Raw genomic sequence first — 22,348 nt, 5'->3', positions numbered from 1 at the left:
GCAGCCGCGCGTTCGCCCTGATGCTGGTGATCACCGGAGCCGCCGGGCTGCTCGCCGCCTGGGTCATCACGATCGACAAGTTCAAACTGCTGGAGAACCCGAACTTCGTGCCCGGGTGCAGCCTGAACCCGGTCGTCTCCTGCGGCAACATCATGAAGAGCGAGCAGGCCTCCGCCTTCGGGTTCCCCAACCCGATGCTGGGACTGGTGACGTACGGCATCGTCGTCTGCGTCGGCATGAGCCTGCTCGCCCGCGCGACCTTCCCGCGCTGGTACTGGCTCACCTTCAACGCCGGCACGCTCTTCGGCGTCGGATTCTGCACCTGGCTGCAGTTCCAGTCGCTCTACCGCATCAACGCGCTCTGCCTGTGGTGCAGCCTCGCCTGGGTCGCCACGATCATCATGTTCTGGTACGTGACGTCGTTCAACGTACGCAATGGATTTCTGCCCGCGCCCGCCTGGCTCCGGCAATTCCTCGGGGAGTTCACCTGGGTCCTGCCGCTGCTGCACATCGGCATCATCGGCATGCTGATCCTGACCCGATGGTGGGATTTCTGGACGAGCTGACTATTGCGTCCGTCGGCGGAATCTTGAACTGGGGGCGTTCTCGGCATCGTTGAGCGGTACGGACGCTGAACCCGCCGAACCCTGAAAGGGCCGTACCTGAGATGAAACCGACCACACGAGGAACTCTGGCCGCCGTCATGACCGGCGTCGTGGCGGCGGTGGGCGCCGCCGCCGCGGCCCCCGCCGTCGCGGCCGGCACGGTCCCGGTCCCCGTACCTCTGGAAGGTGTCGAGAACGCCCTCGACCTGCCTGCTCCCAAGATCTCCGGGCAATTGCCGCTGCCGACGCCCGGCAGTCCCGAGGGCCCGCGGTACACCGAGGGACGGCTGATCCCCGAGGGTGCCCTGCCGCAGCTGCCGTTCAGCGGCGGACTGCCCGGCGCGGACGTCCGTACGCCCCTCCCGCACGTCCTCGGCGACGGCTTCGAGCACGTCGGCGTCGACGCGCCCGCGGCGGGCCTGCGGACGCTGACCCCCGGACTGTCCCTGGACGCCCCGCTCGGTCCCCCGAACCCCGGCCACCTCGGGCTCCCGGACACCCAGCTCCCCCAGGCAGCCGTGCTCACACCGCTGCTCACGACGGCTCCCGGCGCGAACGTGGAGGCGGGGTCGGGCTCCTAGGGGTTTCGTCCTCCTAGGGGTTTCGTCTGGATCAGCCCGGGGCCGCGACGCCCGGCACGGCAGCCCGCCGCGTTGCCGGACCACTCGAGCACGCCCAGTCACCCTTTCCGAGCTGGGCTTTCGACGCGTCCACCGCCGTACGGCCGAAGGAGCGGCAAGAAATTCGTTACGGCGCCCGGCCCGCCCAGGACTAGCCTGCCGGGCATGCCGACCGACGAACCGACCGACCTTCCCACCGACCGGCCCACCGACCTGCCGAGCGGTCGGAGCGGCCTGCCCGAGCTGCCGGACCCCGCCGAACTCGCCAGGCTGGTCGGCCTGTTCGCCGAGGAGAAGCGGGTGCGCGCCTTCGCCGCGGTGGCCCTCGGGGCGGACGACCCGACACAGGTCAGGGAGCGGGCGGGACTCTCCCCGAAGGACACCGCCGTCGCCCTGCGACGCCTTTGCGACCAGGGCTTCGTCGCCGAGGCAGACGGACGTCTGGGCGTCGCCTACCAGCGATTCAGGGAACTCGCACGCGCCGCCCGCCCGCGCACGACGGCCACCGAGGACCACGGCTCGCAGGACGAGCGGTCCGAGAGGGTGCTGCGGACCTTCGTGCGCGACGGCCGCCTGGTCCGGCTGCCGTCGCAGTGGGAGCGCAAGCTGGTCGTGCTGCGGCACATCGCGGAGCGGACCTTCGAGCCGGGTGTCGAGTACCCGGAGCGGACCGTCAACGAGAAGCTCCGCGCCTGGTGCGAGGACGCCCCCGTCGACCATGTGACCTTGCGGCGCTACCTCGTGGACCTGCATCACCTGCAACGCCAGTACGGCTTCTACTGGCGGCCCGCGGCGACGGCATGAGTGCCCGCGGGCCGGGTGCTCAGCCCAGCCGGCGCACGGGCTCGCCGGCCAGGAACGCCTGGATGTCCTCGACCGCCGCGCCGTAGTACGTCTCGTAGTTGGCCCGCGAAACATAGCCGAGGTGCGGGGTCGCCAGCAGACGGGGCCGGAGCGTCCGGATGCGGGGCGGCGCCCGGGAAGCCACGGCGGTCCCTCTCGCCGCATGGCAGTATCTGGGCTCCATGAGTGCGTCCCCGGCAGTACGGAGCCTGCGCGCGGCGGTGTTCGCCGTGCTGTGCGTGCTGCTTGCCGCCGGGGGACACGCACTGGCCACGGGACAGGCACCGCCGCTCCGGGCGGACGGTGCCGGGGTCCTCGTCGTCTTCGCCACCGCCTGTCTGCTGGGCGGCCGGGAACGGTCGCTGCTCGGGATCGGCGGCGGGATGCTGGCCGCGCAGGCCGGACTCCACTTCGGGTTCGAGGCGGCCCGGCCGCGCACGGCGATGACCATGCACGGGGCGCACATGACGCACACGCACGCCATGACGGCGCACGCCACCGCCGCACATCTGGCCGCGGCCCTGCTGGTGACCTGGTGGATGCGGCGCGGTGAGGCCGCGCTGTGGACCCTGCTGCGGTGGGCCGTGACGCTCGTCCCGGGTCTCGTCGCGTGGTGGCGGGTACGGACGGGTACTTCCTCCGCACCGGCGCGCCGGGGTGCCGTACGCCCCCGGTCGGTGCCGGCGCGGCCGCTGCGGCAGGTGCTGCTGCGGCACGCCGTCTCCCGTCGGGGACCGCCGGCCGGGCTCGCGTACACGACCTGACCGCGTTCCACACCAGTACGGAGTCCCCTGATGTCCGCGATGAGCACCACCCTGCGCCGCGCCGGCGTCGTCGCCGCCCTGAGCACCGCCGGAGTCCTGACCGCGGCGGGTGCCGCCTTCGCGCATGTGACGGTCCACCCCGAGAGCTATCCCAAGGGCGCCACGGACGGTGTCCTGACCTTCCGCGTCCCCAATGAGGAGGACACCGCCAGCACCACGAAGGTGCAGGTGTTCCTGCCCACCGACCACCCCGTCCTGGGCGTCCTGGTCACTCCGCAGGCGGGCTGGACCGCCAAGGTGACGACCACCAGGCTGAAGAAGCCGATCAAGACGGACGACGGCACGATCACCGACGCCGTCTCGGAGATCACCTGGACCGGCGGCCGGATCCGGCACGGCGAGTTCCAGGACTTCGACGTCGCCTTCGGCCAACTGCCGGGCGACACCGACCAGTTGACCTTCAAGACCCTGCAGACCTACTCGGACGGCAAGGTGGTCCGCTGGATCGAGGAGACACCGAAGGGCGGCGACGAGCCGGAGAGCCCGGCGCCGCTGCTCTCGCTCACCGCCGAGAGCGCGGGCGGAGCGGGCTCCGGTGAGGGGTCGTCCTCGGCCTCCTCGTCGGCGCCGGCGTCGGAGTCGACCGCCAAGGCCTCACCCGCGAGCGAAAAGAGCAGTGACTCGACCGCTCGCGGCCTGGGTGTCGCCGGGCTGGTCGTGGGTGTCCTCGGGCTGCTCGCCGCCGGGTTCGCCCTCGCCCGCGGCCGGAACGCACGCTCCTAGCCGCCGCGCGGCGCCCGCGGCCGTAACGCGCGCGTCCGCCCACGGCGCGGCAGCCGCCCCGCCGGTTCCGGCCGGTGGGGCGGCGGATCGGTGCCAGTTCCCGTCGGCGGGGCGGACCGCCCGGCGTTGCTCGACCTTGACGAGCCGCCAGTACGCCACGGCCGCCGCCCGGACGACGACGAACAGGCCGACGATGATGTAGCCGATGGTGTACGCCGCGCGCCCGCGCGGGTAACGCCCGCGCGGGTATCGAAGATCACAAACGGCTGCCCGCCGCGCGGGACCGCCCGACCCGGGTGCGGGACACGTCCGGCCGGCCGGCGGAGCGGCCCTTCGACAAGGCCCGTGCCCCGGGCGCCTGGGGCGGGCCGGGGCCACGGGGTCACGAAGCCGTCCTGAGTAGGGTCACCTGCTGTCGAGCTGTCGAGCTGTCGAGCTGTCGAGCTGTCGAGCTGTCGAGCTGTCGAGGTGTCTGGGGGCTCAGTCCTGTGTGGTTCAGTCCTGCGTGGGTGACTTCTTGCGGCGGACGAGGACCACCGCGGCGCCGCCGATGACGACGAGGGCGATGGCGATGCCCGCGATGACGGGCGTCGCGTTCGAACTGCCGGTCTCGGCGAGATCGCTGTCGCCGGCGGACGTGCCGCCCACCGAGGCAGGGCTCGGCTCACTGACCGTCTGGGTCGAGATGTCGTTCGCGCTGCCCTGGGTCTTGCAGTCGAGGACGCCCTTGAACCGCTTCTGGAAGCCGTTCGGACCGGTGATCGTGAAGTCGTACGCCTGGTCCTCCTGGAGCGGAATGGTCACCGTCCCGGACGCCCCCGCCCCGATGGTGTGCTCGCTCCCCATCAGCTCGAAGGTGAACGGCTCGTCGCCCTCATTGCGCGCCGTGATGTCCACGCCGCCCTCGGCGCAGTTCTTCTCGGCGGACAGAGCGGGTATGGCGCCCTTCGCGGCCCAGCCGGCGGTCGCCGTCGCGGAGACCGTCGACTCGCTGGAGCCCGCGAGGATCTGTGTCTGACTGCGGGTCTCGGAGGTGAAAGCGCGGCCGACCGGCACGGTCGTGGAGGCCTGCACCGTCAGCGCGGCCGCACCGTCCGCGCTGTCCTTCGGTACGTCGAAGTAGACGTGGCCGCCGTCGACGGCGGACGTCACCGGCTTGCCGTCCTTGTCGACGATCTCCACGCCCGCGGCCGCGGCGTCCGCCGGGGGCGCCACCGTCACGCTGTCCGCGTTGGTGTGCACCGTGACCGGGCCGAGCCGCTCGCCGGCATGGCCGGAGACCGCGGGCGGGGTGAGGGTCAGCGAGGCCTTGGGCTCGGGGAGATCTCGCGCGCTCTTCTGAAGGTAGTCCGCGAGTTTCTGCGCCCCGGGATCGGCCGCGTCCACGTCGGCGCCGTCCGAGTACCGCCAGATGGCCACCTGCGTACCGGCGGCCGCGTCCTTCTCCGTGAGGTTCGCGACACCGGCCTTCGCGGCGAGGGCCGCGAGGTCGTTCACCTGCGGGTAGGAGTTCTGCAGGATCCAGCGGATCTTGCCCGCGTCCTTGTTGGCGCCCAACGACGTGCCGCTCCAGGGCGTCTCCTGGTACTTGGCGTCCCGCTGGGTCGGGTTGTGGAGGTCGACGCAGTAGGTCTGCAGCATGCCGCCGTCGTCGACGGACATCTCGAACAGACCCGCGGAGACCCACGAGTCCTCGCCGTGATCGTGGATGACGGCGGAGCCGTAGGTCTTCAGGTCGCCGATGGTGGCGGTCGCACCACCCGGGCTCTGCGGGGTCTCGTCGGCGGCGGCCGTGCCGGCGGTGGCGAGCGCCCCCGCGGCGACGAGACCCGACACCAACGTCGCGGCGGTGAGACGGGCTGTCACCCGCCTGCGCGCGAACGACGCAGAGAACGAACGAAACACAGAATTCCCCTTCGCGCAGGACCCGTTGATGTGGGGGACGGTCCCGCCAGCAGAATCAGAAGCCCCGTGAGCTATGCCCGGCATCCTAAAGACGCGGCGCACCACGCTCCCCGGTCATTCCATCCGATAACCGATCCGACTCGGAATCGTTATCCCTCACCTGCTTGTGAGCTGCGCTTATCGACAAATCCACGATGGCGGATCGGTTCGAATTCGCCGATAAGGCGCAGTTCGGTCAGATCGCGCGATCCTTTGACGTCACGTCACTCCGACAGGCTCGGGGCGCTGTTGGGAGGTCGCGTCCGCAGAGGTGGGTGGGGGTGTCTCCCAACTCGGTTCAGGCTGGGGCGGCGAGACCGGTCCCGTGTCGCCCTTCGGCGGCCGGCGGAAGGCCGATGTGCCACGTGACAGGTCGTGTCCGATCGCCGTCGCCTCGACGTCCGCGGACGTCCAGCTCTGGCCGTCCCGCGTCTCCGTACGGACCTTCAACCGCCCCTGGACGAGGACCGGATCCCCCACGGACACGGACGCCCCCACGTTCGTCGCGAGGGACTTCTTCGCCCACACCGTGAAGAAATTGGTGTGCCCGTCGACCCACTGGTTCTTCTCGCGGTCCCAGTAACGCGAGGTGACCGCCAGCCGGAACCGGGCCGACGCCCCGGTCGACGCCTCCCGGTAGACCGGTTGCGTCGCGACGTTCCCCACCACGCACACCGTCGTCTCGTTCATGCCCGAACCCCTCTCCCGTGCGAATGCGTCCGACGCGGCGACCGCTGCGCTGCTGCGGTCGCCGCGAGTTCAGACTGCCTGCGCCGGGCCGGGCCCGCCGGGCCCTGTGGGCCACCGGCCGATTGTGGACAACCGTCTCACCCGAAGGAGCGGCAGCCGTCCGACACGATGCCGCTACCCGACGGAGGCCGGCGCCGCCCCCGTCACCCGCCCGTACTCCTCCCGGACCTCCCGATACCGCAACAACTCCGCGGCCAGGGGATCGAGCACACGGGCCCTGCCGCATGCGGTGGCCGCCTCGCGCAGCCGCCGTTCCGCCTCCTGCCCGTAGCGCCGGGCCGGTCCACGGGCCGCCATTCTGCTGCCCCACTCGACGAGCGGACCTCCGACGATGCCCGCCACCATCAGCAGCACCGGCACCCCGAGGTTCGGCGCCATCACCCCGACGATCTGCGCCACCAGCCACAGTCCGCCGACGATCTGGAGGATCGTCATCGACGCCTGCGCGAGCACGGCGACCGGCCACCAGCCGGGCCGCGGCGGACGCCTCGCCGGAGTCGTGGCGCGCACCGCCATCTCGTCCAGGGCCTCGGGCAGCCCCTGCGCCCCTCGCACGGCGGCCTCGCGCACCGCCAGGGACCAGGGGGCGGGCAGTCCGTACGCCGCCCGGTCCGCGACCACCCGTACGGCCTGCTCCACGCGCTGGCGTGCCGTGGCCTCCTCGTCGGCGGGGTCCCGCACCGGCAGACGCGCCGTCTGGGGATCGCGGCGTTCCTGCGTCCACCGCCACAGGCGCAGCCAGGGCGTGCCGCAGGCGCGGTTGGCGTTGCGGCGCCAGGCGCGCTCGGCCGCCTCCCCGGCCGCGACGGCGCCCACCGCGTCCGCGAGCCGGTCCGAGAACTCGTCGCGGGCCTCCTCGCTGAGCCCGACGCGCCGACCGGTCACGTACGCCGGGCGCAGCTGCGTGGCGGTCGCGTCGACATCGGCCGAGATCCGGCGCCCGGGCGCGTTGCGCCGGGTCACGAACTGGCCGAGGACCTCCCGCAGTTCCCCGACGCCGTCCCCGGTGAGCGCGGACAGCGCGAGCACGGTCGCGCCCGGTTCGCCGTGCTCGCCGAGCGCGATGCCGTCCTCGTCGAGCAGCCGCCGCAGGTCGTCCAGGACCTGGTGGGCGGCCTCCCCGGGCAGCCGGTCCACCTGGTTGAGCACGACGAACATGACCTCGGCGTGTCCGGCCATGGGCCGCAGGTAGCGCTCGTGGATGACGGCGTCCGCGTACTTCTCGGGATCCACCACCCAGATGACCGCGTCGACGAGCTTCAGGACGCGGTCGACCTGCTCGCGGTGCTGGACGGCGGCGGAATCGTGGTCGGGCAGATCGACCAGGACGAGACCGCGCAGCTGCGCCTCGGCCTCCGGGCTCTGCAACGGCCGCCTGCGGAGCCGGCCCGGGATGCCGAGCCGGTCGATGAGGGTGGCCGCGCCGTCGCTCCAACTGCACGCGATGGGCGCCGCGGTGGTCGGCCGGCGGACGCCGGTCTCCGAAATCGCCACGCCCGCCAGCGCGTTGAACAGCTGGGACTTGCCGCTGCCCGTCGCCCCGGCGATGGCCACGACGGTGTGCTGCCCGGACAGCTTGCGGCGCGCCGCGGCCTCGTCGAGGACCCGGCCGGCCTCCGCGAGGGTTTCGCTGTCGAGCCGCGCCCGCGATACGCCCACGAGTTCACGCAGCGCGTCCAGACGCGCGCGCAGCGGGGCGTCGTACGAGAGCGGTGCCGGCGGGGCCTGCGCGGCGGGTCTGGTGTCCGGAGCGGGCGGTTCCCCTCCGGTGGCCGGCTCCGTCACGCGCCGTGCGATGAGCCCGTCGTCCCAGACCGCGTCGCCGTCCGCGCGCGCGGACTCGTCGTCGCCGTTCACGCGCGCGTGCCCGTCGCCTTCACCGGCCGGGGCGCCCTGGGGGAGTCCGGCCCCGTAGGGCTTCCCGGCTCCGGGGCCCCTGCGGAACCGGCCCTCGGCGGCAGCCGCCTCCTTGCGGGCCGCCCGTCGCTCCTTGAGGAGGCCGGTGCTCTTCCGGCGCGCGTCCTCGGAGGGGGCGTCGTCCCCGGCGGCGCCCGCGGAGCGCTCGTCGCCCGCGCGGTTCCGGCCCGGTCGGCCGCCGCCCTCAAAGGGCGCGTCCCCGGACCGGACGCCTCCGGACGGGGCGGCCTCGGTACGGGTGTCGGCCCGGGTGTCCTGGGAACGGCCCTCCTGAGTCCCCCTGTCTTCGGACCGGGCCTCTCGCGGATTCCGGCCCTCGGAACGGGCCGGTGAGTGCTCAGTACCTCCGGGGCGTGCCTCGTCGGACCGGGCCCTCGCGGGGAGGGCGTCCGCGGACCGGGCCTCTCCGGACCGGGCGTCTGCCGGACGGGCGTCCTCGCCCCGGCCCTGCGGCGTACCGCCGCCCGCGGACCGCTCGTCCCGTGGGCGCCCTTCCTGCGGCCCGGCCTCCGCGGGGCGGCCCTCTCGCTCGGGCCCCCGCGTGCCACGTCCCTCGTCGTCGTGCGCGTCCCCGTCGTGCCCGCCGGTGGGACGACCGCCCCCGAGGCGGCCGTCCCCGGGGCGTTCGTCGCCGGGGCGCTCCTGACCGTGCGTGGCCTCCCCGCGGGGAGTGTCTCCGCGCGGCTCGTCCCCGTGCGGGTTGTCTCCGTGCGGGTTGTCTCCGGGACGGTCGGCGTGATCCGTGTGGTCAGTGACGGCAGTCACCGCGGTCACCTCTCCTTCTGCAGTACGGACAGCGCGGCGATGAGTTCGGCCTGGGGTTCCGCGTGGACGTCGAGTGCGTCGAGCGGCGCGAGACGGCGTTCGCGCTCGTTGTTCAGGGTCCTGTCGAGGTAGTCCGTCAGCAGCCGGCCGCCCCGGTCGCGCAGCCGCAACGCGCGGTGGGCGCCGATCCGCTCCGCGAGCCCCTCGCCCGCGTTCCGCGCCCGGCGACCGCCCAGGAGCGCGGTGGCGACCAGCGCGGCCACCATCTCGGTGTCGGGCGCGGCGCTCTTCTCGAGGCCGCGCACCTCCTCCTCCGCGTACTCCTCCATGACGCGCCGCCAGCGCCGTACGGCCATCCCGATCCGGTGCTCGGCGCTCTCCAGCGTCGGGTCGCGGTCCATCAGGCCCGGGGCCTGCGCGCCCGGTTCGCGCCGCCACACCTCGTCGACGCGCTCGTCGGCCGCCGTGACCGAGCACAGCAGCAGCGCGCTCAGGCTCTCGACCAGGGAGTCGAGCAGCTCGCCGGCGGTGCAGTCCAGGGGAAAGGCGCGCCACCTCTTGAGCGCACCCCCGGAGAGCACGGCGCCGGCCTGCAAACGGCCCTTCACGCGCGCGTGTTCGCTGTCGTACGCACTCTCGACGGCCGAGGTGAGCCGCAGCGCCGCGGCGTACTGCGCGGCTGCCGCACCGGCCAGTTCGGGCATCCGCCTCATCAGCGAGTCGAGCACTCCCTGCGCCGTGCGGGCCATCGCCTCGTGGCGGGCCACCGGCTCCTGCGCGCGGTGCAGGAGCCACGTACGCAGCGGCGCGACGGCGGTGGCGGGCAGCAGACCGCCGCCCCACGCGGACTCCGGCAGTTCGGGCACGGTGAAGCGGGGCACCTCGCCGAGCCCGGCCTTGGTGAGCAGGGCGCCGTACTGCCGCGAGACCTCCGACACCACCTGGTGGGGCACCCGGTCGAGCACGGTGACCAGGGTCGCCTTGTTCTCCTTGGCCGTGCGCAGCATGTGCCACGGCACGGCATCGGCGTACCGGGCGGCCGTAGTGACCATGACCCAGATGTCGGCCGCGCAGATCAGCTCGGCCGCGAGCACACGATTGTCGGCGACCAGGGAGTCGATGTCCGGGGCGTCGAGCAGGGCGAGGTTGCGGGGGAGCGTGTCGGCGGTCTCGATGCGCAGCACCGGCTCCATGGACTGCCCGGAGAGCCCGGGAAGATCGTCGCCCGGCTCCTGATGGGGTTTCCACACGCGCGTGAGCTGGGGCAGCACGCGCATCCCGCTGAACCAGTGATGGTCTTCGGGATGGCATACGAGCACCGGGGTGCGGGTCGTCGGCCGCAGCACCCCCGCCTCGCTGACACGCCGTCCGACAAGGGAGTTGACGAGAGTCGACTTGCCCGCGCCGGTCGATCCACCGATCACGGCGAGAAGCGGTGCTTCGGGCTGTCTCAGCCGGGGCACCAAATAGTCGTCGAGCTGTGCGAGCAGTTCGTCGCGGTTGGCACGCGCGCGGGGAGCCCCCGCCAGGGGCAGCGGAAAGCGTGCGGCGGCGACACGGTCGCGCAGGGCGGAGAGTGCGTCGAGCAGCTGAGGCCGTACGTCCAAGGTCACCACATGCGAAGAATGCCCAATTTTGGCGGCATTCTGAAGCATATGGGTGCGTCTGCGCGCCGACAGGACACACGGGGCGGAAGGGATGACTGGGGCGCAGGCATAACGAGTGCACAACACCCGATGCGCGAGGCGCCAAAAGCGGTGCACGATTCGTACCCGCCTGCGATTATCGGGACCGCTTCACTGAACCTCCACATCGAGCCACGGAGGCGAAGCGCGAGGGACAAGGAGGCGGGAGCCCTATCCTTGTGCCCGGCAAGGTCAAGGATCAGCCCACACCCGGGCACCGCGACACAGGCCACCACACCCGGCCCCCGTAGCTCAGTGGATAGAGCAGGCGCCTTCTAAGCGCTTGGCCGCAGGTTCGAGTCCTGCCGGGGGCGCCATGCTGCTCAGACCTGCGGATTCGCGGTTCGATCAAGCGCTCGGGACGGTGACTCAACCGCTTCCTCGAGCCCGGGCCAAGCGCCTGTGGTCACTTTCGCCCACCTCTCCGGCACCACACCCATGAGCGCGCCGCGTGCGCCGCGACGGCCGACCTGACGGAGCGGACCCGGGGCCGGCCCGCGCGGGGACGAACGGTGGAACCGTCTCTCCGGCGCGATCACGAATTTCCGCGAGGTCATCGCCCGGATGGCGGTCATCGAGGACGACACGCCGGCGCGATCCGACTCCGACGCCTGCCCGGGGCGAGACCGGGCCCTCGGACGTCCGGGCGCCCCCGCGTGTCGTCGACCCCGCGTGTCGACGACCCGGAGTGCGGCACGGCGCGGACGCTCCGACGGTCTGGACGTTCCGGCGGTGCGTGCCGGAACGGCGCGGTACTTGCACGCCGCTTGCCGAAAGGAGCTGCGGGCCTTGTGCGCTGACGGTGGCTCAGGGGCGGGAGCGGCCCTTCCACTCGGCGCGTGCCGGCCCGCCCCGAGTCGGCCCGAGTCTCTGTGTACGACCGGGTCCCTGCGTACGACGGGGTCCCTGCGTACGACGGCGTCCGTGCGTGCGGGGGTGTCCCTGGGAACGGCGGCGTCCCGCACCGTGAATCCGGTGCGGGACGCCCCGCCGGTGTCGGCGGCCCGGTCGAAGAAGTCGGGCCGGAGAGGCCCGGTCGTCCTGGCTACCCGGGTCGACCCTGACGGGGGAGGCCCGGTTTCGTCCGACGGAGCACGCTGCCCGGACCGACCCCGGTCGGGAAGGTCCGTGTCCGGCCGACCGGGCGCGGCTGCCCGGACCGAGCGGCCCGGGCCGGTCCGTTCGGGTCAGGCCCTCAGCGGGTGCGAGGTCCTGCCCGACGCCTCGTCGATCTCGTCGTGCGCCTTGGTCAGCAGCCTCATGGCCAGCTCGTTCAGAGCACGAGCCCCCGCGACCTCCTCGCCGACCCTCGGCTGATTCGAGTCGGAGGGGTGGCGGCTGGCGTATCCGTGTGCGCGTACCTCACTGCCGTCGGGCAGTCTCAGGAGCGCGGCGGCACGTGTGCGGTGGTCGTCCTCCTCGAACTCCATCTCCACGTGCCATCCGACCGCGGTCCGTGTCTTTGTCTCCATCATTGTGATCACCTCCGGGGCAGGACCCAGCCCCTACTACCAGAATGTGCCCCTTCGCCCCGCTCCGCACGAGGTGGCGGTCGACCAGGACGCGCAGTCACTCGCCGGGCACCCACAGGGTGTGGCGGGGAGCCGGACGGCGGCGGTCGGCAGCGGCCGACGGCGGCAGCCAGTGCCGGGTCGGGCGCGAGCGGCGGCAGGGAAGGGCCAGGTCACAGCCCCCTGCACCCGGCTGCGCTCCGCTGTGCCGGGCGCGCTTCCCGGCTCTGGCTGCGCCCGCCCTCCTGCCTTCGGCCCGCTCGGCGCCGCCTCGGCCGACGCCCGCGGTGACACCGTTGCCACGACGGTCTCCAAGAGCACTGCAACCGCCGTCCTCAGGGGAGCAGTCGCCGTCCTCAGGCGATGGGAGAGATTCCAGAAGTCTCAAGGTGATCGAGCAAGTCCTGAAGACACGCGTCCGGCGAGGGCTGGTCGGTACGAAAGAACGAATCCTTGCCCAAGGCTCCGCCGGAGACGATGACCATCCATCGTGTGCCCGGGGTGCGCTCGCCGTCAGCTTTGAAGACTGCGCAGCACCCCTGCTCGATCAGCCATTCCATGAGGTCCACGATGTCCATGCCCACCCCTCCCCTGTAGATCCCGCCCGGCCCGCGCCTGGGCTCCATCGTCGTCGAGGGCCTGGCCGTCTGTGGCCGTGCGAGGACGGCGAGGGCAATCAGTAGCGACAGACGCACCATAGCCGGGACCTTCTTCACCTGCTGCCGGACGTAGAGCCAGCCGAGATCTCCCCGGTCGTCGACCGCGAGACCGAAGATCTCGCCTTGGCGGAGTCCGCACCCCGCGCCGACGTCCGGCATGGCCTGGTAGCGGTCAGGCAGGCTGTCTCACCGGCACCGGCACCGGCACCGGCACCGGCACCGGCACCGGCACCGGACTGGCCCTCGACGCGTGACCAACTGGGAACCTGCCACCCGCACACGCGATCAGTAGCATCGCGTCGCCTGGATGAGGTTCCCGGCCGACGAGTCGAGTGAGCCCATGAGCGACGACGTTCTCTCTGTCATTCCGACCGACCCGCACTGGCAGCCCGAACAGGCCGCGGCCGACCGTACTGCGTCGATCGTGGAGGACCTGGCCCCCGGGCTCCCCGGCGGCGTCGACGTCGAGATCGAAGTGACCTGGCACGACACACTCACCATTGTCGACTGTGGTCAGAATCTGCAGAAGATCGGTTGTCCCCACTGCGGCGCGTCGATCGACACCGAATGGTGGGGCGACCTACTCGAAGCCCACTGCGACGACGGCTTCGCAACCCTCGCCGTGGTGGTCCCCTGCTGCGGCATCGCGACCTCGCTGGACGCACTGGACTACGACTGGCCCTGTGGCTTTGCTCGATTCGAGATCGCCATCTGGAACCCCGAGCGCGCCTGGTTCAGCGACGAGGAACTGAACGCCATCGGGGACGCGCTCGGACATCCAGTGCAGCAAATCAGGGCCCACATCTGACACACCTCAGCCCGCGAGGCCCGACATCACGAGTTCAATTTCAGTAATTCGGCTGGCGTCCGCCCAGAGTAGGTATCCGCGGGTCACGTCCGTGATCGCCCAACCTCGCTCCTAAAGCGGTGGCTCCCTGACAGCCAGCGGCAGCGGCCAGCCGGCGGAGGCCACTAGTGCGCCGCCGTCCTCGGTGAGGAAGAGCGGCGTGGTCCATGTCCGATCGGCAGATTCGATCAGCAGCGGCCAGTGGCGTCCCTCCGGGGCCTCGTAGCGGCCGGTATGACGGTCGCTGACCGATCCGGCTAGAGCTACGGATCATATGTTTGTTTATGTGGGCGGACAGTGGATTTCAGCGAGAGTCAAGAGAATTCTCGGCCTTATCGACCAGTTGTCTATAGTAAGGCCAGGCTGGCAGATCGGCTGGCCTTGTTGCGTCTCGATGAGCAAGGAACGGTGCCGCCTTGTATTTAAGTTTAGCCAACGAAGGTGACCAGAGTTCAAGAAAGTCCCCCTCGTTGATGTACCCCTTGGCGCAATAGAAGCCTGCGACGTCAAGGGTAGCCAATGCCCTATTGGCGCTACCGTATTCTTCTCGACTAAGTTCGGATACCTCTTTGTCCAGGTTGAAAAGAATGTGCCTTCCGGCTTGCAATTCGGGAGAGATTAGCGTCTCGTGTAGCTTGAGAGTGAGGTCTCGTCTGTCAAGCTTCTTTCGATCTGCGAGCGAGAAAATGCTGATTCCGAGCGCAAGAATGGAAATGGCTACTCCGGCAAATTGCATAGCGAACCTCCGTCAATTCATGCGCTTCGGCGGGTTCAATGATCTATGTGCCTGGGCTTATTCGGGCGTAAGTCTAAGGTGCGGATTTCAGTCGTGCTAGAGGGGAGTCGGCCCCGGTAGCCAGACTCTTCATGCGGGTGTCGGTGCATGGTGCAGTCGTCCCACACCGGAGGCTCAACCACTGTCAACGGTGGCTGGCACCGATGACCTGGACTACTGCTGGAGCCCGCGTTAACAGGGCCCAAGGACCATCCCATGCGCCGCCCTTACAAGGCGCCGCTCGACAGCCATGCTCTAGCCATGGATGAGTTCAGACGGCCGGCGGGTCCTGGAGTGCCGACGGCAGAGGCAATTCGAGAGAGCTGGACAGCAACCGTCGCGGCGCTACCTGAGGGCGCCCGCATCGAAGGAGAGGTCATCGGCCGTCAGCGGTTCGGTGTCTTCATCCGGATTCACGGGATGCCCGATGCCGTGGGACTGGCCGAGGTCGGCAGCATGCCGCATGATCTGGAGCTGCCCGCCATGGGAGCTGCGGTCGCAGGCGTGGTCATCTGGCATGCAGATCACAACCACCAAGTGAAGATCAAGCTGGACGAGTGGGACCGGCCGTAGTGATTGCGCTGGGCCGTCCCTGGCCCCTGCGAAGGTGCCCAAGGCCGACCAACGGCGACCGACAGTGACAGACGAGCGGCAGCCGGCAGCCGCGAAACCCCAGGTCAGCGGCCTCAAACCTAACGGGTTTCCATCCAGGGGTGGCGGTCAGGCAAGATGGGGTGTATCTGCCCACTGCCGATTTCAAGCGTCCGGACGGTTTCTCTTGGCTGAGTTCATTTACACCATGCGCAAGACGCGCAAGGCGCACGGCGACAAGGTGATCCTCGACGACGTCACCTTGAACTTCCTGCCGGGTGCGAAGATCGGTGTGGTCGGTCCGAACGGAGCCGGTAAGTCCACCGTTCTCAAGATCATGGCGGGTCTCGAGCAGCCCTCCAACGGTGACGCGTTCCTGTCGCCGGGCTACAGCGTCGGCATGCTGCTGCAGGAGCCGCCGCTCGACGAGTCCAAGACGGTCCTGGAGAACGTGCAGGACGGCGCCGCCGAGATCATGGGCAAGCTCAAGCGCTTCAACGAGGTCGCCGAGCTCATGGCGACCGACTACTCGGACGCGCTCATGGAGGAGATGGGCAAGCTCCAGGACGACCTGGACCACGCCAACGCGTGGGACCTGGACGCCCAGCTGGAGCAGGCCATGGACGCCCTGGGCTGCCCGCCCGGCGACTGGCCGGTCACCAACCTCTCCGGTGGCGAGAAGCGCCGCGTCGCGCTGTGCAAGCTGCTCATCGAGGCGCCCGACCTGCTGCTGCTCGACGAGCCCACCAACCACCTGGACGCCGAGTCCGTGCAGTGGCTGGAGCAGCACCTCGCGAAGTACGCGGGCACCGTCGTCGCCGTCACCCACGACCGGTACTTCCTCGACAACGTCGCCGAGTGGATCCTCGAACTCGACCGCGGCCGCGCCATCCCCTACGAGGGCAACTACTCCACCTACCTCGACAACAAGGCCTCCCGTCTGAAGATCGAGGGCCAGAAGGACGCCAAGCGCGCCAAGCGGCTCAAGGAAGAGCTGGAGTGGGTGCGGTCCAACGCCAAGGGGCGTCAGGCCAAGTCCAAGGCGCGTCTCGCGCGCTACGAGGAGATGGCCGCCGAGGCCGACAAGATGCGGAAGCTGGACTTCGAGGAGATCCAGATCCCGCCGGGCCCGCGCCTGGGCTCCATCGTCGTCGAGGTCAACAACCTCTCCAAGGCCTTCGGCGAGAAGGTCCTGATCGACGACCTCTCCTTCACGCTGCCGCGCAACGGGATCGTCGGTGTCATCGGCCCGAACGGCGCCGGCAAGACCACGCTCTTCAAGATGATCCAGGGCCTGGAGACGCCGGACTCCGGCTCGATCAAGGTCGGCGACACCGTCAAGATCTCGTACGTCGACCAGAGCCGCGAGAACATCGACCCGAAGAAGACGCTGTGGGCCGTCGTCTCCGACGAGCTGGACTACATCAACGTGGGCCAGGTCGAGATGCCGTCGCGGGCGTACGTCTCCGCCTTCGGCTTCAAGGGCCCCGACCAGCAGAAGCCGGCCGGCGTCCTCTCCGGTGGTGAGCGCAACCGCCTCAACCTGGCGCTGACGCTCAAGCAGGGCGGCAACCTGCTGCTCCTCGACGAGCCGACCAACGACCTCGACGTCGAGACGCTGTCCTCCCTGGAGAACGCGCTGCTCGAGTTCCCGGGCGCGGCCGTGGTCGTCTCCCACGACCGCTGGTTCCTGGACCGGGTCGCGACCCACATCCTCGCGTACGAGGGTGAGTCCAAGTGGTTCTGGTTCGAGGGCAACTTCGAGTCGTACGAGAAGAACAAGATCGAGCGGCTCGGCGCCGAGGCCGCGCGTCCGCACCGTGCCACCTACAAGAAGCTGACCCGGGGCTGATCGATCTTGCGGCACATCTACCGCTGCCCGCTGCGCTGGGCGGACATGGACGCGTACGGCCACGTCAACAACGCGGTCTTCCTCCGCTACCTGGAGGAAGCACGTATCGACTTCCTGACCCGCCCGGACAAGCAGTTCAAGCAGGGGTCCGTGGTGGCGCGCCACGAGATCGACTACAAGCGGCAGCTCGTCCACCGGCGCGAGCCGGTGGACATCGAGCTGTGGATCACGGAGATAAGGGCGGCGGCGTTCACGATCACGTACGAGGTCAAGGACGCGGAGCAGCTCTACGTCCGTGCCGCGACCGTGGTCGTGCCGTTCGACTTCGAGGCCCAGCGTCCGCGTCGCATCACCGCCGAGGAACGTGAGTTCCTGGAGGAGTACCGGGACGACGAGGGCGGCAGGGGCGCCGAGGCCGCCGAGGACGGAAAGCTCGACAAGGACGGCGAGGCCGTCGCGGCATGACCGTCCTGCACCTCGTCGACGCGGGGGAGGCGGCGGACCTCGCCGCCTTCCTCTCCCGGCTGGTCCACTACGACCGCGCGGCGGCCGTGCGCCTTCAGGCGCAGGGCACCACGCTCGCGGTCTTCGGCCGGCCACCGTCGTTCGAGGTCCTCGCCGTCCGTACGGCACGCCTCGCCAAGCCGTACGAGAACGGGCTCGACCTCACCCTGGACGTGACCGTCTCGGCCGGTGAACTCCTGGAGTCCGTCGACGAGTCGGCGGCCACCGCTGCGGTCCCGGCCGCCGTCACGGGGCCGCCGTGGGCCGGGGTGCTCCCGCCGCGCGGCGGCTGGAGGCCCGAGCCGGGACTGCCCGCCGCGGACTCCGTGCGCGCCATGGTCGCCGGTGCGGTGGCCGAATTCAGGTCCCGTACGCAGGAGTTGGCGCCCGAGCGGCGCACGCGCGCCGAACTCGACCGGATCGGGCGGGAGATCTGGTCCCGGCCGATCGGCGACACCGGTCTTCCGGTGCGGGCCGCGCACGCGGCGCAGTCACTGGGATTCCTGCGACCCGCGCGGCCCGGGACGGGGTCCGGGGACGGGGAGAGCCCGCTCGGGCTGTACTCGTCGGGCGCGTGGCTGCGGTTGCGCACGCCGTACGGGTCGATCGCGGTCCGCCGGGCGGGACTCGGCGCGCTGGACGTCAGCGTCCGCTGACCGCGCGCACGGCACCGCCTTCGCGGGCTTCGTCCGCCGGCCGTGCGGGGCGCTGCCTTCGCGGGCTCCTCAGCCGGGCGTGCTGTCGTCCGGCCAGACGCCGATGTGGTCCGGCTCCAGTTCCAGCGCCACGCGGTCCCGCATGCCCAGCGCCTCGGTGTGGTCGGCGGGGAGCTGGAGACGGCCCGCCCGGTCGAGCATGGCGTACTCACGGGCGACCACCGCCTCCTGACCTGTCGCGGCGTCGACCTCGGTGCGGCGCAGCACCTCCGTGGAGGTGCGACCGTCGCGGATCGCGACCGTGCGGCGGACCTCGCCGGCGACCGCCTGGTCGTGGGTGACGATCACGATGGTGGTGCCGAGGTGTTCGTTCGCCGTGCGGAACGCGGCGAAGATCTGCTCGGCGGTGTGGGAGTCGAGTTCGCCGGTGGGCTCGTCCGCCAGCAGCACGGCGGGGGCGTTCGCCAGCGCCACGGCGATGGCGACACGCTGCTGCTGGCCGCCCGACATCTGGTGCGGGCGCCGGTTGCGGCAGTCGGCGATCCCCAGCAGCTCCAGCAGCTCCAGGGCGCGTTCGGACTGGGCGCGGCGGGTGCGGCGGCCTCCTCGGGCGGCGCCGGACAACTGCATCGGCAGGGCGATGTTCTGGGCCGCGGTCAGATAGGGCAGGAGGTTGCGGGACGTCTGCTGCCAGACGAACCCGACGACCTCCCTGCGGTAGCGCAGCCGGTCCTTCGACCCCATCGTCAGCAGGTCGCGTCCCGCGACGCGCGCGGCGCCCGCGGTGGGGGTGTCCAGGCCGGCCAGGATGTTCATCAGGGTCGACTTGCCGCTGCCCGACGCGCCCACCAGCGCCATCAACTCGCCCTCGCGGACCAGCAGGTCGAGCCCCTGGAGCGCCTGGACCTCCACGCCGTCCGCGGAGAAGATCCGGACCAGCCGGTCACAGGTGATCAGGGCGTCGTGGCCGTAGGCGGGACGGTCCCGGCGCGCGGTGGCACGGTCGGCGAGATCGGCGAAGGTGGGATCGGTGGTGGTCATCGCCTGCCTCCGGCGGGGGTCACGGGGACACTGGTCGAGTACGGGTCCGGGCGCACGGCCGGCCGAGCCGGAGGGCCGTGCCGGGCCGGGTGGGTTCCTGCATCGGGGGCCTGTCGGGGCGGGCGGATTCCAGGACGGCCGGCCTTTCGGGGCGGGCGGCATCCGGGGCGGATGACCTGCCGGGCCGCGGGTCTTCCTGAGCCGGAGGCATGCCGGGTCGAGTCGCTTTCCGGGGCAGGGGCCTGCCGGGTCGAGTCGCTTTCCGGGGCAGGGGCCTGCCGGGCCGGCCGGCCCAGTCCGCTCGTGCCCCGTCCCGCGCGGCGGGACTCACGCCACATGACCGGGCGGGCCGAGGCGTGCGCCGGGGCCGGGCCCGGGGTCGACGGGATCATCGGGAGTCCCCCGCCCTCAGTTCCCGGACCGACCCCCGTCGACCCGACCACCACGCCTGCACCGCCGCGATGCCCGTCGCCAGGGCCAGGACGGTCAGGGACGGCAGGATCAGCGAGACGGCGTCGGTGCGCAGCGGGGCGCCCCCCGACGAGGAGTCGGGCGTGGCGAGGGCGATCGCCCTCAGGTCGATGCCGGGGGACAGCAGACGGATCGCCGCCCAGCCGGTGAGCGCGCCGCCCGCCGCGGCCAGCAGAGCCTGGGGCAGGGCCTCCAGGACGAGCAGGCGGCGGCCCTGGGCACGGGTGAGCCCCATGGTGCGCAGGCGGGCGAGGAGCGCGGTCCGTTCGGGCGCGGCGCGCACGAGGGCCAGCAGCAGCGCCAGCACGGCGTACCCGGCGCCCGCGGCGACCGCGGCTGTGTAGATCCGCTCCGCACCGGACTGCAACGGCGAGTCCACGTACCCGTCCCGCACCTCGGCCCGCAGCCGCACCTCCACACCGGTGCCCGCCGCGTCGCGCAGGGCGCCCCCGTCGAGGTGGCCGCCGGTCACGAACAGCGCCGTCGGCCGGGCGGGACGGGCGGGCAGACCCGCGCGGTCCACCACCAGGAAGTCGAGGTCGGAGACGGCCGGGGTCAGGTCCCGCACGGCGGTGATCCGCACGGTCACCTGGCTGCCGTCCTCCAGCCGCACCGCGAACGGACGCTCGCCGTACCGGCCGGCGACGGCGGGCGAGGCGAGCGCGGGGAGCACCCGTTTCTCCGCGCGCGCGGTGGCCGCTGAACCGGTCCCCGAGGAGCCGCGCGCGGCGGGGACGGCCAGCTCCGTGCCGGAGAAGCCCCCGAGGCCGACGCGCCGGGCCAGCCGCCCGTACGCCCCCGGCTCCACGCCCACCAGAGCCACCACTTCCTGCTCGGTCCCGGAGCCGTCGCCCACCTGCGCCTCGTAGGCGATGCTCACCGGTGTGACCTCACGGACGCCGGACGCCCGCCGGACCTGTCCCGGCAAGTCGGCCGGGAGCGGGTGGGGCGCCTCGATGCGGGCGTCCGCGCCGGTGACCAGGAGCGCGGCGCGGTCGCGGGCGTCGTGGACGCCCGCGAGGACCGAGCCGCCGAACGCGGCGGTGGTCAGGGCGGTGAGCAGGGCGAGGAGAGGCAGCACGGTGGAGGTGGAGGTGCGTCCCGCGCGGGCCAGAGAAAGGTGGGCGACGGCGCCCCGCAGCCGCCCGGCGGGCCGGGCCAGCCGGCGCAGCGGCAGCGGGTAGAGCCGGACCAGGACCAGCGCCGCGATGACGCCCACCAGAACCGGCGCCAGCGCGACCAGCTGATCACCGGACGCCCCGCGGCGCCGCAGTGCGACGACGGCACCCGACGCCAGCACCAGCAGGGTGAGTTCCGCGACCGTGCGACGACGTGAGGGACGTAGGGACGCCAGATCCTCGCGGCCCCCGTGGACGCGTACGGCGCGGTGGGCGAACGCCGCCCCCACGGGCAGGGTGGCGCACGCCAGGGCGGTCACGGCGACGGCGGCGGCGACCGCGTGGGCGAGGCGGACCCCGGGCACGGCGAGCAGTGCCACCGCGAGGCCGAGGGCGCCCGCGGGTACCGCGACGACGGCCGTCTCGGCCAGCAGCCGTCCCGCCACGCCGCGCAAGGAGCCGCCGCGGGCGCGCAGCAGCGCCAGTTCGGCGCGGCGCCGGTCGACGGCGAGGCCGCCCGCCATCAGCAGTACGACGGCCGCGACCGTGCCGGCGCCGAAGGCGGCCACGGCCACCAGCGGGCCGATGCCGGACCGCAGCCGGTCGAACGCCGTCAGGACGTCGTCCAGGTCCGTGGTCGCGTCGGCCAGCGGGTCGACCCTCTCGCGCACCCGCCCCAGCCCCGGCCCCGACTCCAGCGCGGCGACAGCGGAGGACAGCCGGTCCACCTCGTGCGCGGTCAGCGACGCGGTGGCGGGCGCCAGCTGCCAGTAGCGCTCGGGCTTCCCCGCCGTGCCGAGCAGGACGGGCGCCGCGTCCGGCGGCAGCAGCAGCGCGCCCAGCCAGTACCTGTCCGGCGGGCCGCCCTGGGTAGGAATCTGGATCAAGGAGGGCTTGCGCAGCACGGGCATCGCCGACCAGTACGAGCCGTCGGGCTCGCTCGGCTCGACGATCCCGGTGACCCGTACGGCCAGCGGCGCGCGCTCCACGCCGGGCAGGTGGATCACCGAACCCACCTTGATCCGCAGCGTCCTGGCCGTGGCGGTGGTGACGGCCGCCTCCACCTCGGGCGTCGCTGCGGTCACGGCGCCCCGCACGCGCGGAAGGCGGCCGTCGCGCAGCCTGGCATGGTCGGCGAGACCGTTCTGCGCGGTCAGCGACATACGGGCGGGCAGCCCGGTGGGCCGGGGCAGCCAGGGGTCCAGCGCGGCGCCGGGGTTGGTGGTGCGGACCCCGTACGAGGACTGGGCACGGTCGGGCTCGAGGGGCCGCTCGACGGCGGCGAGTACTTTTCCGTACGCCGCGCGCAGGGCGGCGCCGCGCAGGGCCTGTTCCCGCTCCGCCTGCGGGAGTTCGAGGCCCGGCTGCGGGGCGTACAGCTGCACGGTGGTCTGCCGGGCGGTGGCGTCGTCGAGCAGTCGGCGCAGCCCCGCGTCCTCGTAGCGGTCGACCGCTCGCGGGAACGCGGCTGCCAGGCACGCGGTCACCGCGACGAGCAGGGCCAGGGCGACCGCCACGCCGGGTGCGGCGCGCAGCCGGGTGCGCACCCACGGGGCCGCCACCACCGCCACGACGCCGGTGCTCGCGGCGGCGTCGGTGCCGCCCGCGCCGCCCGCGCCGTTCGTCTCGTTCGTGAGGCCGGTCATG

General features: G+C 71.8%; 18 protein-coding genes, 1 tRNA gene and 2 pseudogenes. 11 read left to right on the top strand and 10 right to left on the bottom strand.

Annotation, left to right across the window (positions count from 1 at the left end):
* The 3 genes from H305_RS0124460 to H305_RS0124450 form a co-directional block, all read left to right on the top strand.
* A partial coding sequence (locus tag H305_RS0124460; RefSeq protein ID WP_028802719.1) for a vitamin K epoxide reductase family protein occupies positions 1 to 566 on the top strand: 566 nt, incomplete at its 5' end.
* Between the two features lie 101 nt (positions 567 to 667).
* Positions 668 to 1,186 (top strand): hypothetical protein, encoded by a 519-nt coding sequence (locus H305_RS0124455; RefSeq protein WP_028802718.1) that lies wholly within the window; start codon positions 668 to 670, stop codon positions 1,184 to 1,186.
* 204 nt (positions 1,187 to 1,390) lie between these two features.
* The gene (locus H305_RS0124450) at positions 1,391 to 2,029 is read left to right on the top strand and encodes a DUF2087 domain-containing protein (protein ID WP_037765101.1); all 639 of its coding nucleotides are present in this window, start codon (positions 1,391 to 1,393) and stop codon (positions 2,027 to 2,029) included.
* 19 nt (positions 2,030 to 2,048) lie between these two features.
* Here H305_RS0124450 and H305_RS52590 read toward each other — a convergent pair.
* Positions 2,049 to 2,174, bottom strand: a pseudogene (locus H305_RS52590) (D-2-hydroxyacid dehydrogenase family protein); the annotation flags it as partial.
* 76 nt (positions 2,175 to 2,250) lie between these two features.
* Between H305_RS52590 and H305_RS0124440 the strand changes: the two are divergent.
* Positions 2,251 to 2,832: a hypothetical protein gene (locus H305_RS0124440; RefSeq protein WP_028802716.1), complete on the top strand. Its 582-nt coding sequence runs from the start codon at positions 2,251 to 2,253 to the stop codon at positions 2,830 to 2,832.
* Positions 2,833 to 2,862: 30 nt separating this feature from the next.
* Positions 2,863 to 3,615, top strand: a complete 753-nt coding sequence (locus H305_RS0124435; RefSeq protein WP_028802715.1) for a YcnI family protein — start codon at positions 2,863 to 2,865, stop codon at positions 3,613 to 3,615.
* Positions 3,616 to 4,110: 495 nt separating this feature from the next.
* On the opposite strand, the gene H305_RS0124430 is transcribed toward H305_RS0124435, so the two are convergent.
* The 4 genes from H305_RS0124430 to H305_RS0124415 all read right to left on the bottom strand — a co-directional run bounded on the left by H305_RS0124430 (position 4,111) and on the right by H305_RS0124415 (position 10,607).
* Positions 4,111 to 5,520: a Cys-Gln thioester bond-forming surface protein gene (locus H305_RS0124430; protein WP_234021030.1), complete on the bottom strand. Its 1,410-nt coding sequence runs from the start codon at positions 5,518 to 5,520 to the stop codon at positions 4,111 to 4,113.
* 258 nt (positions 5,521 to 5,778) lie between these two features.
* The gene (locus tag H305_RS0124425; RefSeq protein WP_028802713.1) at positions 5,779 to 6,249 is read right to left on the bottom strand and encodes a single-stranded DNA-binding protein; all 471 of its coding nucleotides are present in this window, start codon (positions 6,247 to 6,249) and stop codon (positions 5,779 to 5,781) included.
* 174 nt (positions 6,250 to 6,423) lie between these two features.
* Positions 6,424 to 8,991: a GTPase gene (locus H305_RS46950; RefSeq protein ID WP_028802712.1), complete on the bottom strand. Its 2,568-nt coding sequence runs from the start codon at positions 8,989 to 8,991 to the stop codon at positions 6,424 to 6,426.
* A gap of 5 nt (positions 8,992 to 8,996) precedes the next feature.
* On the bottom strand, positions 8,997 to 10,607 hold the full coding sequence (locus tag H305_RS0124415; RefSeq protein ID WP_028802711.1) for a dynamin family protein: 1,611 nt from the start codon (positions 10,605 to 10,607) through the stop codon (positions 8,997 to 8,999).
* Positions 10,608 to 10,917: 310 nt separating this feature from the next.
* On the opposite strand from H305_RS0124415, the gene H305_RS0124410 reads away from it, so the two are divergent.
* Positions 10,918 to 10,993 (top strand) — tRNA-Arg (locus H305_RS0124410).
* 870 nt (positions 10,994 to 11,863) lie between these two features.
* On the opposite strand, the gene H305_RS0124405 is transcribed toward H305_RS0124410, so the two are convergent.
* Both H305_RS0124405 and H305_RS52580 read right to left on the bottom strand, forming a co-directional pair.
* Complete coding sequence (locus H305_RS0124405) at positions 11,864 to 12,148, bottom strand: DUF1876 domain-containing protein (protein WP_028802710.1); 285 nt, start codon at positions 12,146 to 12,148, stop codon at positions 11,864 to 11,866.
* A gap of 743 nt (positions 12,149 to 12,891) precedes the next feature.
* Positions 12,892 to 13,026, bottom strand: a pseudogene (locus tag H305_RS52580) (site-specific integrase); the annotation flags it as partial.
* A 160-nt stretch (positions 13,027 to 13,186) separates the two neighbouring features.
* Between H305_RS52580 and H305_RS0124395 the strand changes: the two are divergent.
* On the top strand, positions 13,187 to 13,654 hold the full coding sequence (locus H305_RS0124395) for a hypothetical protein (RefSeq protein WP_028802708.1): 468 nt from the start codon (positions 13,187 to 13,189) through the stop codon (positions 13,652 to 13,654).
* 343 nt (positions 13,655 to 13,997) lie between these two features.
* Here H305_RS0124395 and H305_RS53485 read toward each other — a convergent pair whose 3' ends face one another.
* A complete protein-coding gene (locus H305_RS53485) occupies positions 13,998 to 14,429 on the bottom strand; it encodes a hypothetical protein (RefSeq protein ID WP_158690571.1) in 432 nt (143 codons plus the stop codon).
* Between the two features lie 300 nt (positions 14,430 to 14,729).
* Here H305_RS53485 and H305_RS54100 point away from each other — a divergent pair, with 300 nt between their 5' ends.
* The 4 genes from H305_RS54100 (at position 14,730) to H305_RS0124375 (ending at position 18,071) form a co-directional block, all read left to right on the top strand.
* On the top strand, positions 14,730 to 15,041 hold the full coding sequence (locus tag H305_RS54100; RefSeq protein WP_078629228.1) for a hypothetical protein: 312 nt from the start codon (positions 14,730 to 14,732) through the stop codon (positions 15,039 to 15,041).
* A gap of 205 nt (positions 15,042 to 15,246) precedes the next feature.
* On the top strand, positions 15,247 to 16,911 hold the full coding sequence (gene ettA / locus H305_RS0124385) for an energy-dependent translational throttle protein EttA (protein WP_078629219.1): 1,665 nt from the start codon (positions 15,247 to 15,249) through the stop codon (positions 16,909 to 16,911).
* A gap of 6 nt (positions 16,912 to 16,917) precedes the next feature.
* Complete coding sequence (locus H305_RS0124380) at positions 16,918 to 17,376, top strand: acyl-CoA thioesterase (protein ID WP_028802706.1); 459 nt, start codon at positions 16,918 to 16,920, stop codon at positions 17,374 to 17,376.
* Positions 17,373 to 18,071, top strand: a complete 699-nt coding sequence (locus H305_RS0124375) for a hypothetical protein (RefSeq protein WP_028802705.1) — start codon at positions 17,373 to 17,375, stop codon at positions 18,069 to 18,071. Before H305_RS0124380 ends, H305_RS0124375 begins: the two co-directional genes overlap by 4 nt.
* A gap of 69 nt (positions 18,072 to 18,140) precedes the next feature.
* Here H305_RS0124375 and H305_RS0124370 read toward each other — a convergent pair whose 3' ends face one another.
* Entirely contained in the window at positions 18,141 to 19,112 is a 972-nt protein-coding gene (locus H305_RS0124370) for an ABC transporter ATP-binding protein (RefSeq protein WP_028802704.1), read from the bottom strand.
* A 388-nt stretch (positions 19,113 to 19,500) separates the two neighbouring features.
* Positions 19,501 to 22,347, bottom strand: a complete 2,847-nt coding sequence (locus H305_RS0124365; RefSeq protein ID WP_078629218.1) for an FtsX-like permease family protein — start codon at positions 22,345 to 22,347, stop codon at positions 19,501 to 19,503.
* Between the last annotated feature and the right edge of the window lies 1 nt (position 22,348).

It is taken from the genome of Streptomyces sp. 142MFCol3.1, from assembly GCF_000424945.1.
Taxonomy (GTDB): domain Bacteria; phylum Actinomycetota; class Actinomycetes; order Streptomycetales; family Streptomycetaceae; genus Streptomyces; species Streptomyces siamensis.
This window is presented reverse-complemented; position numbering and strand designations above follow the sequence as displayed.

Excerpts from the sequence above, each read along its gene's own strand:
- H305_RS0124455 (WP_028802718.1), top strand. The coding sequence starts at position 668 with ATGAAACCGACCACACGAGGAACTCTGGCCGCCGTCATGACCGGCGTC.
- H305_RS0124450 (WP_037765101.1), top strand. The coding sequence starts at position 1,391 with ATGCCGACCGACGAACCGACCGACCTTCCCACCGACCGGCCCACCGAC.
- H305_RS0124440 (WP_028802716.1), top strand. The coding sequence starts at position 2,251 with ATGAGTGCGTCCCCGGCAGTACGGAGCCTGCGCGCGGCGGTGTTCGCC.
- H305_RS0124435 (WP_028802715.1), top strand. The coding sequence starts at position 2,863 with ATGTCCGCGATGAGCACCACCCTGCGCCGCGCCGGCGTCGTCGCCGCC.
- H305_RS0124425 (WP_028802713.1), bottom strand. The coding sequence starts at position 6,249 with ATGAACGAGACGACGGTGTGCGTGGTGGGGAACGTCGCGACGCAACCG.
- H305_RS0124405 (WP_028802710.1), bottom strand. The coding sequence starts at position 12,148 with ATGGAGACAAAGACACGGACCGCGGTCGGATGGCACGTGGAGATGGAG.
- H305_RS0124395 (WP_028802708.1), top strand. The coding sequence starts at position 13,187 with ATGAGCGACGACGTTCTCTCTGTCATTCCGACCGACCCGCACTGGCAG.
- H305_RS53485 (WP_158690571.1), bottom strand. The coding sequence starts at position 14,429 with ATGCAATTTGCCGGAGTAGCCATTTCCATTCTTGCGCTCGGAATCAGC.
- H305_RS54100 (WP_078629228.1), top strand. The coding sequence starts at position 14,730 with ATGGATGAGTTCAGACGGCCGGCGGGTCCTGGAGTGCCGACGGCAGAG.
- H305_RS0124375 (WP_028802705.1), top strand. The coding sequence starts at position 17,373 with ATGACCGTCCTGCACCTCGTCGACGCGGGGGAGGCGGCGGACCTCGCC.
- H305_RS0124370 (WP_028802704.1), bottom strand. The coding sequence starts at position 19,112 with ATGACCACCACCGATCCCACCTTCGCCGATCTCGCCGACCGTGCCACC.
- H305_RS0124365 (WP_078629218.1), bottom strand. The coding sequence starts at position 22,347 with ATGACCGGCCTCACGAACGAGACGAACGGCGCGGGCGGCGCGGGCGGC.